Annotated in this window: 5 protein-coding genes; 2 read left to right on the top strand and 3 right to left on the bottom strand. The window is 68.3% G+C overall.

Features of this window, described 5'->3' with window-relative positions:
- Positions 1-1,638 (top strand): TonB-dependent receptor domain-containing protein (locus LQV39_RS04750; RefSeq protein WP_230020591.1); only part of this gene is annotated, 1,638 nt, incomplete at its 5' end.
- A gap of 85 nt (positions 1,639-1,723) precedes the next feature.
- Here LQV39_RS04750 and tldD read toward each other — a convergent pair.
- Genes tldD through LQV39_RS04735 form a run of 3 tightly spaced genes read right to left on the bottom strand, consistent with a single transcriptional unit; the run spans position 1,724 to position 8,347 of the window.
- On the bottom strand, positions 1,724-3,184 hold the full coding sequence (gene tldD, locus LQV39_RS04745; RefSeq protein ID WP_230020590.1) for a metalloprotease TldD: 1,461 nt from the start codon (positions 3,182-3,184) through the stop codon (positions 1,724-1,726).
- A 49-nt stretch (positions 3,185-3,233) separates the two neighbouring features.
- Positions 3,234-4,037: a carbon-nitrogen hydrolase family protein gene (locus LQV39_RS04740; protein WP_230020589.1), complete on the bottom strand. Its 804-nt coding sequence runs from the start codon at positions 4,035-4,037 to the stop codon at positions 3,234-3,236.
- A complete protein-coding gene (locus LQV39_RS04735; RefSeq protein WP_230020588.1) occupies positions 4,037-8,347 on the bottom strand; it encodes a YhdP family protein in 4,311 nt (1,436 codons plus the stop codon). Before LQV39_RS04735 ends, LQV39_RS04740 begins: the two co-directional genes overlap by 1 nt.
- A gap of 167 nt (positions 8,348-8,514) precedes the next feature.
- Between LQV39_RS04735 and glnE the strand changes: the two genes are divergently transcribed.
- The gene (glnE, locus tag LQV39_RS04730; protein ID WP_230020587.1) at positions 8,515-11,250 is read left to right on the top strand and encodes a bifunctional [glutamate--ammonia ligase]-adenylyl-L-tyrosine phosphorylase/[glutamate--ammonia-ligase] adenylyltransferase; all 2,736 of its coding nucleotides are present in this window, start codon (positions 8,515-8,517) and stop codon (positions 11,248-11,250) included.
- Positions 11,251-11,310 lie beyond the last annotated feature (60 nt).

Genomic DNA, 11,310 nt, shown 5'->3' with positions numbered 1-11,310 from the left:
ACCCTGCGCTACCTGGCGGCCGACGTCGGCCCCACCACTGCCCGCTTCGAAGGCCAGTTCGTGCGCTGGGTCGGCGGCCTCAAGGGCAGCAATTACGGCTGGGACTGGGATTCCGCGCTGCTGTTCTCGCACAACCACGTCTACACCACCAACCGCGGCTTCCTGCAGCGCGACGTCGCCCGCGCCCTGCTCGACCCGAGCCCGGAAAACGTGGCGGCGGCAACGGCCAACAGCCCGGCCTATGCGGCGCTGCCGCCGGGTACGGTCTGGCGCATCGGCGAGAACGCCGGCCTGAATTCGCCGGCCCTGTACGCGGCCCTGTCGCCGGCCATCGGCAACCCGGCCAACACCAAGATGGTCCAGTGGGACCTGAAAGCCACGCGCGAGTTCGCCGGCCTGCCCTTCCTGGCCGGTCCGCTGGGCCTGGCGGTCGGCACCGAATGGCGCCACGAAAAGACCGAGCTGCAGCCGACCATGGGCACCGAACGCGGCAACGTCATCGGCCTGGGCTACTCGGCCTATGCCGGCCAGCGCAATGTGTTCGCGCTGTACGGCGAGGCACTGGCGCCGCTGCCCTTCAACCTCGAAGCCTCGGCGGCGGTACGCTGGGACCACTTCACCGACGTCGGCGACTCCTACACCCCGAAAGCCGGCCTGAAATGGACGCCGACGCGCTCCTTCGCCTTGCGCGGCACCTTCGCACGGGGCTTCCGGGCGCCGAGCTTCGCCGAGAACGGACGCGGCGGCCTGGCTGCGTTCGCGACCGCCGAGGATCCGGTGCGCTGCGCCCTGGGTATTGCCAGCGCCTGCAACACGGCGGCGGTGGCAGTGATCACCTCGCCCAACCCGGCCCTGTCGCCGGAACGCTCGCGCAACTACAGCCTGGGCGTGATCTGGGACCCGCTGCCGCGCACCAGCATCTCGATCGACTACTGGAAGATCAAGCGCAAGAACGAGATCAACCAGGAGCAGATCGATTCCGCCATCGCCGCCGGCTCGGTGGCCCGCGATGCGACCAATGTAAGCGGCATTCCCGGCGACCCCGGCCCGATCACCGCGGTCCTGACCCGCTATATCAACTCGAACCAGACCAAGGTGCGCGGCATCGACGTCGATGCGCGCTATGCCCACAATCTGCCGAACAACTACGGAAAGGCGACCTTCGACGTCAAGTACACCCACTTCTTCGAATGGCTGCGTACCGAGCCGGACGGCACCTCGCGCGAATTCGCCGGCACCCACGGCAACTGCGACGTGACGAACTGCACGGGCACGCCCGACAACCGCGCCAACTTCCGCTTCGGCTGGGAGCGCAACGACTGGCGGGCTTCGCTAAACGCCAACTTCCGCGGCAAGATCGACAACACCCTGTTCCGCGGCGACGAATGCGCGATCACCTTCGACAACGGCGGCAACACGCCGAACGCCAGCTGCGAACTGCCCTCCTTCATCACCTGGGACCTGACGGCGCGCTGGAAGCCGGCGCCGCAGTGGGAAGTGTTCGGCTCGATCCAGAACCTGTTCGACAAGGTCGCGCCGCTCGATCCGACCACCTATGGCGCTACCTCGTTTAACCCGCTGGATTACGAGGGTGCGCGTGGGCGGCTGTTTAGCCTGGGCGCGCGTTATACCTTCTGAGTCAGCACTGGCTCAGCACTAGCGTCAACGAAAAATGCCTGCGTTTCCGCAGGCATTTTTCTCTTTTTTCGCAGGAGATGAAGGTTTAAGCCGTGCCGCCCACCGTCACCCCATCGATACGCAGGGTCGGCTGGCCCACGCCCACCGGCACGCTCTGGCCTTCCTTGCCGCACACGCCCACGCCCGAATCCAGGCGCATGTCGTTGCCGATCATGGAAATGCGGTTCATCACGTCAGGGCCGTTGCCGATCAGGGTTGCGCCCTTCACCGGATAGGTCACCTTGCCGTCCTCGATCATATAGGCCTCGCTGGCCGAGAACACGAACTTGCCGTTGGTGATGTCGACCTGGCCGCCGCCGAAGTTGACCGCGTAGATGCCGTTCTTGACCGAGGCCAGGATCTCCTGTGGGTCCTTGTCGCCGGCCAGCATGTAGGTGTTGGTCATGCGCGGCATCGGCAGGTGGGCGAAGGATTCGCGGCGCGCGTTGCCGGTAATCGGCATCTTCATCAGGCGCGCATTCATCGTGTCCTGGATATAGCCCTTCAGGATGCCGTCCTCGATCAGCGTGGTGCACTGGGTCGGGTTGCCTTCGTCGTCCATGTTCAGCGAGCCGCGGCGGTCCTGCAGGGTGCCGTCGTCGACCACGGTCACGCCCTTGGCGGCAACGCGCTGGCCAATCATGCCGGAGTAGGAGGACGAGCCTTTGCGGTTGAAGTCGCCTTCCAGGCCGTGGCCGACCGCCTCGTGCAGCAGCACGCCGGGCCAGCCCGGGCCGAGCACCACGGTCATCGGACCGGCCGGGGCCGGGCGCGCTTCCAGGTTCACCAGTGCCGACTGCACGGCTTCGCTGGCGTACTTGTCGAGCAGTTCGTCGCTGAAATAGCTGTAGTCGTAGCGGCCGCCGCCGCCGGACGAACCCACCTCGCGGCGGCCATCCTGTTCGGCGATCACGGTAACGGACACGCGCACCAGCGGACGGATGTCGGCCGCCAGCACGCCATCGCTGCGCACCACCAGCACGACGTCGTATTCGCCGGCCAGGCCGGCCATCACCTGCACCACGCGCGGGTCCTTGGCGCGCGCGATCTTCTCGACGCGCTCCAGCAGTTTCACCTTGGCGGTGGCGTCGAGCGAGTTCAGCGGATCGTGCGGCAGGTAGAGCGAGCGGCCGCCGCTCTGCTGGATGCTGGAGGCGACCTTGATGCGGCCGGCGCCGGCGCGCGCGATGGTGCGGGTGGCTGCGGCGGCGTCGAGCAGCGCGGCCTGCGAGATCTCGTCGGAATAGGAGAAGGCGGTCTTGTCGCCGGACACGGCGCGCACGCCGACACCCTGGTCGATCGAGAAGCTGCCGCTCTTGACGATGCCTTCTTCCAGGCTCCAGCCCTCACTCTTGGTGAACTGGAAATACAGGTCGGCATAGTCGACCTTGTGCGTGAACATCGTTCCGAGCGTGGTGATGAGCTTGCCTTCGTCGAGCCCGAACGGCGTCAACAGCACGTCGCGCGCGACTGCGAGGGAGGAAAGATTCGGTTCGAATGGCGTCATGTTCAGGTCTTTCTGATAGGGATAAGGCATTGTGCCATATCCAGTTTTTTTACAGTTTACGGTGCTTCAGCGCCGGCAAGCTCTGCCGTACCTCAGCCAGGAACCCGGTATCGATCTCGCCAATCACCACGCCCTCGCCTTCCGGCAACTGGCCGCGCACTTCGCCCCAGGGCCCGATCAGCATGCTGTGTCCGAAGGTGCGGCGGCCATTGCGGTGGGTGCCGCCCTGGGCCGAGGCCAGCACGTAGCACTGGTTTTCGATCGCGCGGGCGCGCAGCAGCACTTCCCAGTGGGCCATGCCGGTCGTGTGGGTGAAGGCGGCCGGCACCACGATCAGCGCACATTCGCCCATCGCCCGGTATAACTCCGGGAAGCGCAGGTCGTAGCAGACCGACAGGCCGACCCGCCCGAAGGGCGCTTCGAAGGTGCCGACGGCGGCGCCCGGCACGATGGTGCGCGCTTCGTCGTAGGATTCATCGCCCTTGGTGAAGCCGAACAGGTGGATCTTGTCGTAGCGGCTGACGGGCTGCCCTTCCGGGTCGTAGACCAGGGTGGTGTTCAGCACGCGGCCGCTGTCGCCGGATGCGATCGGCATGGTGCCGCCGATCAGCCAGATGCCGTGCTGGCGCGCCTGCGCCGCCATGAATTCCTGGATCAGGCCCTGGCCCGGCTGCTCGGCAAGGCCGACCTTGTCGGTGTCAAGCATACCCATGATGGGCCAGTATTCCGGCAGGGTGACCAGCTTCGCGCCGCCATCCGCCGCTTGCGCCAGCAGGCGGCGCGCGGTTTCCAGGTTCTCGTCCACGCTGGGCGAGGACACCATCTGCACTGCTGCGACTGTCGTCTTGCTCATCATTGCCCTTTCTTCTTCGCTGCCGCTTCGGCGGCGGCGGCGGTGGCCGCCGCATTCGCCGCCTGGCTGTCCAGCTTGATCACATTCGGCGACTTCCACGGTCCGGTCACCTGCATGTGGTAAGTGAGCGCCTTCATCACCGGCGCCCGCAGGAACAGCTGGGCCAGGTAGCTGCCCAGGCCGATGACCGGGTTCACCGCCAGCGCATACACCAGCGGGCCGGTGCCCAGGTTGAATTCCGGGATCACCACCACGTGCAGGTTGGTCGATTCGTTGGCGATGTCGGCGGTGCCGTCCATCAGCACGGTAGCCGCCACCCCATGCATTTTAAGGTTATCGGTGTGCACCACCCCGCGCGAGATCATGGCGTTGGCCGTAATGCCGTCGAAGGCGAGTCCCTCCGAGAACACGTCGTGGAAGTCGAGCTTGAGCATGCGCGGCAGCATCTGCAGGCTCAGCACGCCCAGCAGCTTGGCGGCGCCCGGGTCCTTCTTGAGGAACTGGCCGTCCTCGACGTTCATCTGCACCTGGCCGGACAGGCTGGGGATGTCCAGCGAATACGGCAGGCCGGACCAGGAGACGTCGCCGGACAGCGAGCCCTTGCCGCGGCGCAGGGTGCCCGGGAAGCCGAGGCGGTCCAGCAGGCGGCCGGCGTCGCTGATGTCGAGGTTGAAGTTCAGGGCGGTATTGCTCTTGCCGTCGCGCGTGAGCCAGCGCCCGTTGGCCTTCAGCTGGCCGTCCGGATTGGTGATGGCGAGGCGGTCGATGCGCCATTCGCGCCCGGCCAGGGCCTGGGCATTGCTGGCGACGAGCTCCAGGCGGCCGAACTGCTTGTCGAACAGCTCGAAGCGCTCGGCGACGATGTCCAGGCCCGGGATGCCGGCGCTGCCGGCCTTGTTCGATTCCAGCAGGTCCTTGACCTCGGCGGCCGAAGATTCCGGGATGTCGAGCGAGGCCAGGCGCGCCGTGACCTTGCCCATGCCCTGCCCATTCTGCGCCTCGTTCCAGGTCACATAGCCGGTCACCTGGCGCGAGTCGACACTGGCCTGCCACACGCCCGGCAGGTGCGACACGCCCAGCACCACCTCGTGCAGCGGGCGCTCGCCGATGACCAGTTCGCCGGCACGCGCGCCGATCAGGTCCGGCACCACGTATTGCGCCATGCCGCCGCCCTGTCCGGCCTCGGCCGCGCCTGCCGCCGCGGCCGCAGCCGGATTCGTGCCTTCGGACGATGCGGCGATCTCGTTCGCCGCGGCCAGCCAGCGGTCGACGTTCACCGTCTTCATGTTCACGTTGATCATCATGCCGCTGTCCGGCTCCGGCGCCGGCAGGTTCACGCCGATGCCGCCGCGCTTGACGATCCAGGGGCCGTGCGGCTGCCGTTCGCGCACGTAACGCGCGGCGATCGTGCTGCCGAGGCCGATGCGGATCTCGTCGTGGGCCACGCCGTTTTCGCCTAGCGGCTGGCCGTTCAGGACGAAGTGCAGCGGCAGCGCTTCGGCGGCCGGCTTGTTGAGCGGGGCCGGCAGCTCGACGCCGAGACCGGCCAGGTTCGAATCGAGCACGATCTGGGATTGATGGTCCTTCACCGTCACCGAGCCGCCGAAGCGCGCCCCGCCGGACAGCTTGCCGGCCAGGCGCTGCAGGGCCGGCAGGGAGCTGGTGGCGCGCATGCCCTCGGCGGTGGCGGTGCCGGCCATGCGGATCACGATGGCGCCGTCGCGCTGGGTGCCGCCCGACAGCTGCAGCGGGCCGCCCAGGAAGCTGGCGCCGATGCCGTTCAGGTTCACCCCGTGCTCGCTGAATTCGACCTTGCCCAGCGCGGCCTGGATGGGCGGCAGTTCCGGGAACAGGGTCACGTCGTTGCTCATCAGCTGCAGGGCGCCCTGGACCTTGGCCTCGTGCAGGTTCGCCAGCGGCAGGTGCAGCTTGAGCCCGAGGCGCGCGGCGCCCGTGCCTTTCGTGTCTTCCGTGAAGTGGCCGATCCATTCCAGCACCGGGCTGGTCGCCACGTAGCGCAGGAAGTCCTGCAACTGGCCGGCAGCGCTGCCGTCGATGTCCAGCATCGATTCGTGCGCGCCCAGTTCCGGGATCACGGCGCGCACATTGTTCAGGCTCAGGCCCAGGGTGCGCGCACTGTCGGCGTGGATGTCCATGCGCGCGCGGTCGAACACGATGCTGCCGTTGATGTTCTCCAGCAGCGGCCACAGGGGTTTACCCTCGGGGCTGCGGTGCGAGGGCGCATATTCGAGCTTGCCGTTGTCGATGCGGCCGCTGACGCGGAATTCGCCGCGCGCGCGTTCCGCCGGGGTGTCGCCGTGGAAGGGGAAGTGGGAAAGATCGCCGCGCAGGCGCACCCGCGCATCGCGCAGGGTACCGCCCTGCAGGGCCCCGGTCAGCCAGTCGCGCAGGTTGTCGTGGGTGGCCAGCGGCAGCCAGCGCCCGATGCTGGCAATGTCGAAGCCGTCCACGGTGCCGCTGAAGTCGGCATTGCCCGCGCCTTTACCCTGGCCCAGCGGCAGCACGTGGCGGCCCGACAGCGTGCCTTTCAGGCTGCCCTGGCTGAAATCGAAACCGTCGACCTCGACCAGCAGCTGCTCGTCCTGTGGATAGGACCAGCGCGCGCGCAGGCCCAGCTGGTCGAAGGCCATCTCGGGGTCGGCAAACCAGGCCGGCAGCGCCAGCGCCAGGCGTTCGGAAGCGATGTTCAGGCTGCCGCCGCGGTCGCTGGCGTCGATGCTGCCGCTCAGGTTACGTACGCCCGGCAGCGCCGCCCGCGCCGGCTGGGCCGGGGTCGCGCCCTCGGCCGCCTGGGCCGCGCGCGCCGCCAGCGGCGCTATCCCCAGGCCTTCGACCTGGCCGCGCACGCGCCAGGCGGTCACTTTGGGGAAATGCCCTTCCCATTCGACGTCGGCATCCAGCAGGCGGCCCTGCGGCGCCAGCTCGCCCAGCAGTTCGCGATGCCGGGGCGCCAGCGGCATCTGGGCCGCCAGGGTAGCGACGGCGCCGAGGTCGAGCCTGTCGGCGTGGACTTCGAAGCGCTCCGGCTTGCCGCGTGCGGCCGGGCGCCAGATCTCGGTCAGCGTGGCGGGCGGCAGCACCACGCCGTCGCGGGTCACGACCGAAAAATTCTCCAGGGCGATGCTGTGGCCGAGCGCGCCGAAGGTCGGCTTGCCCTCATCAAGGCCGGGCTTGATCTCCTCGCGCGCCGAGAGGCGCCCGGCCACGCGCGTGAGCAGCAGCGGCGGCGCATCCGGCGCCAGGCGCGCGCTGACGCCGGCCAGGCCGAGGTCGGCGGTGAAGCTGGCCAGGCGGGCCTGGTCGAAGCCCAGCCAGGCGCGCACCGAGCCGCGTCCGGCCTCGACATTGAAGGGATAGGTGATCCACTGCTTCCAGCTGGCCAGGTCGGTATTGCGCAGGTCCGCATACAGCTCGCCCTTCCAGCGGCTGGGGTCGGAGGCGCGGGCGCCGAAGGCCGGGTGGCTGAAGCGCGCGCGCACGTCGAGCGGATCGGACACGCCGCTGGGCGGCGTCGCGTGCAGGGCGAAGCGGTGTCCGGTCCAGCGGCTCTGCAGCACCATGGTGACGTCGGACAGCGCCAGCACCGGGGCCGCGCGCAGCTCATCGGTCCAGGACAGGCGGCCTTCGCGGATCACGATCTCGCGCTGGCGCAGCAGCCAGTCGGCGCCGCCGCCGCTGCTCGCCTCCTTGCGGTTCGGGTCGATGCGCACGCCGGCCACCCAGAACACGCCGTCGGGCGTGCGCCGCATGTCGAGTTCCGGGCGGTTGACTTCCAGGCTGTCGAAGCGCGGCTCGGCGGCCACCACCGACCACCAGGAGAGCGTGGCCGACACCGAGGGCAGGAGGAGCAACTGGCGGCCCTGGCGGTCGCGCACGCTGACGTCGCCCAGATAGAGATTCGGATGCAGGCCGCGCCAGGAGGCGTACACGCGGGCGATCGTGACCTGGTTGCCGAGCGCGCGGCTGGCGGCGCGTTCGATGTCCGGCTTGTACATGTCGATGTTCGGCAGGACCGCCCAGCGCAGCGCCAGGAACAGCAGCATGAAGGTGAAATAGGCGAGCAGCACGGCCTTGACCGTGAAGCCGAGCACGTGATGCGAGGCCAGGTTGGCATAGCGGTAGGCCGCCTGCAGGCGGTGCCAGCGCTCGGACAGCGGCAGGTGCTCGTGGCCGCCGTGGGCGTCGGAAGCAGGCACGGGGGCGTCCTCGTGGGTGGACGCGACATGCGGGGCCTCAGCCGCGTGCCGGTCCTCATCCCCTCGTTCGGCCTGCTGTTCCGGGTTGTGCATCAGGGTGCTCAAATAAAGGCGTCGCCGTAAATAATCTATAAATAAGAGAAGCGCTTGCAAGGCTCGCGGCGTCTACCTTACCATCACGCTGACCCAGGGCAGCATGGCGGGCAATTTTACCGCATAGCACGCCTCCCGGAAGGTACAAACTCGTCTGGAACTGCCCCATGAATTCTGCTGCAAGCGCGTCCCGCTTTCTCCAACGCTGGCTCGGCGCCGACCCGGCGCGTGCCGGGCGCCTTGCCGCCCTGGCTGAATTATCGCTGTCCTCCCTCGATTTCGGCGCAGCACTGGAGCTCGAGTCCACCGCCTCCCATAGTGGGAGCAGGCTGCCGCTGGGCCGCGCCATGCGCCGACTTCGCAATCTTTTGATCTGCGCCATTATCGAGCGCGACCTCGCCGGCCGCGCCGATCTCGATGAGGTCGTCACGGCGATGAGCCGTTTCGCCGACTTCGCCGTGCAGTCCCATTTGCAAGAATTGATGGCGGAGATGACGGCCGCCCACGGCGTCCCGATCGGCCAGGACTCGGGCCGCCCCCAGCAGATGATGGTGCTGGCGATGGGCAAGCACGGCGGCGGCGAGCTCAACGTGTCGTCCGACATCGACCTCATCTTCGTCTACCCGGAAGACGGCGATACCCAGGCCGGCCCCGGCCAGCGTTCGCTGTCGAACCACGAATTCTTCATCCGCCTGGGCAAGAAGCTGATCGCCGCGATCGCGGAAATCACCGAGGACGGCTTCACCTTCCGGGTCGACATGGCGCTGCGCCCGAACGGCAAGTCGGGCCCGCTGGCCTGCAGCCTGAACATGGTCGAGGATTACCTGATCGTGCAGGGCCGCGAGTGGGAGCGCTACGCCTGGGTCAAGGCGCGGGCCGTGACCGGCGATCCGGCCGACATCGCCGCTTTGGACGCCATCGTGCGTCCCTTCGTGTTCCGGCGCTACCTCGACTTCGGCGTGATCGACGCGATCCGCACCATGCACGCCCAGATTCGCGCCGAGGTCAACCGCCAGGAGCGCCTGCATCCGGAGCGCAGCCACAACGTCAAGCTGGGGCGCGGCGGCATCCGCGAGATCGAATTCCTGGCCCAGGTGTTCCAGCTGATCCGCGGCGGGCGCGACCCGGCGCTGCGCGAACGCTCGACCCGCAAGACCCTGCGCCTGCTGGCCGAGCGCGAACTGCTGACGGCGGACACCGTCGACCGCCTGCAGGAAGCCTATACCTTCCTGCGGAATCTCGAACACCGCCTGCAATACCTGGAAGACGCCCAGACCCACACCCTGCCCGCCTCACCCGAGGACCGGCAGGCAGTGGCGCGGATGATGGGCCTGCCCCATGAAGCAGCCCTGCTGGCGCGCCTGGACGAGCAGCGCGTCTTCGTGGCCGCCCAGTTCGACGCCATCTTCGCCGACAAGACCGACAAGGCCGGCGGCGACCAGGTCGACCCGGCGGCCACCATGAGCGACCCCGAAAACAGCGAGGCCATCGCCCAGCAGCTGGCCAGCCTCGGCTTCGACCGGCCGCAGGAAGCCGCCGCGCGCCTGGTCGCGACCTGGCAGGCGCCGCGCCTGCAGACCCTGCCCGAAGCCAGCCGCAACCGGCTGGGGGCGCTGGTCAACACGGCCCTGGCGCAGATCGCCATGGTCGTGCGCGAAGCGGGCCTGGGCAGCCACGCCGCCACCCTCGGCCGCCTGCTCGACTTCTTCGAGGCCATCGCGCGCCGCTCGGCCTATTTGTCGCTGCTGACCGAGTACCCGCACACGCTGGAGCGGGTGATCCGCATGATCAATGCCAGCGGCTGGGCCGCCACCTTCCTGACCCAGCACCCGATCCTGCTCGACGAACTGCTGGACGACCGCGGCCGCGGCAACGGCGCCGACGAACTGGCTGCGCTGGCGGCCAGCCTGGCCGGCCAGCTGGACGCCGCCGCAGGCGACACCGAACGCCAGCTCGACATCCTGCGCGAAGCCCACCACGCCCGGCTGTTCCGCCTGCTGGCCCTGGACCTGGCCGGCGAGCTCTCGGTCGAGCGCCTGGCGGACCACCTGTCGGCGCTGGCCGACCTGATCGTCGCCGAAGTCGTGCAGCGCGCCTGGCTCACCATCGCCAGGCGTCACTGCGAGGTGCCGCGCTTTGCCGTGATCGCCTACGGCAAGCTGGGCGGCAAGGAGCTGGGCTATGTGTCCGACCTCGACGTGATCTTCCTGTTCGATGACGAAGACCAGGACGCGCCCGGCAACTATGCCAAGCTGGCCCAGCGCTTCATCACGTGGATGACCACGCACACGCCGGCCGGCATCCTGTTCGACATCGACACCGCCCTGCGCCCGGACGGCGCCAGCGGCATGCTGGTGTCGTCGGTCGGGGCCTTCGAGCGCTACCAGCGCAGCTCGGCCTGGATCTGGGAGCACCAGGCCCTGACACGGGCCCGCTTCTGCGCCGGCGACGCCGGCATCGGCGCGCGTTTCGAAGCCATCCGCGAGGAAGTGCTGCGCCAGGACAGGAGCGCGCGCGAAGCCGAACTGCGCGAAGAAGTGGTGAAAATGCGCAAGCGCATGCATGACGCCCACCCCGGCGATAGCGGCAGTTTCGACCTGAAGCACGACGATGGCGGCATGATCGACATCGAATTCATCGTCCAGTACCTGGTGCTGCGCCATTCCTTCGAACATCCGCAGCTGACCGCCAACAAGGGCAACATTACCCTGCTGCGCATGTTCGGCGAACTCGGCCTGATCGACCCGGCCCTGGCCCAGGGCGCTGCCGACGCCTACCGCCTGATGCGCAAGCTGCAGCACCAGGTGCGGCTGCAGGGTCAGGAACAGGCCAGGGTCGACCCGGCCCTGGTGGCCTCCCACGCCGGGGTGGTCGTGCGCCTCTGGCGCGCCTGTTTCGGCTGATCTTTCCCTTTCCCGCCTTTCCGCCTTCCCAACGGCCATGCCAAGTGCATGGCCGCATTC

Origin of the sequence: Massilia sp. Bi118 (assembly GCF_918697865.1) — a bacterium.
Taxonomy (GTDB): Bacteria; Pseudomonadota; Gammaproteobacteria; order Burkholderiales; family Burkholderiaceae_D; genus Telluria.
The sequence above is the reverse complement of the archived record's forward strand: the minus strand, read 5'-3'. Positions and strand labels throughout refer to the sequence as shown.

Coding starts and splice junctions, on each gene's coding strand:
- tldD (WP_230020590.1), bottom strand. CDS start 3,184: ATGACGCCATTCGAACCGAATCTTTCCTCCCTCGCAGTCGCGCGCGAC.
- LQV39_RS04740 (WP_230020589.1), bottom strand. CDS start 4,037: ATGAGCAAGACGACAGTCGCAGCAGTGCAGATGGTGTCCTCGCCCAGC.
- LQV39_RS04735 (WP_230020588.1), bottom strand. CDS start 8,347: ATGCACAACCCGGAACAGCAGGCCGAACGAGGGGATGAGGACCGGCAC.
- glnE (WP_230020587.1), top strand. CDS start 8,515: ATGAATTCTGCTGCAAGCGCGTCCCGCTTTCTCCAACGCTGGCTCGGC.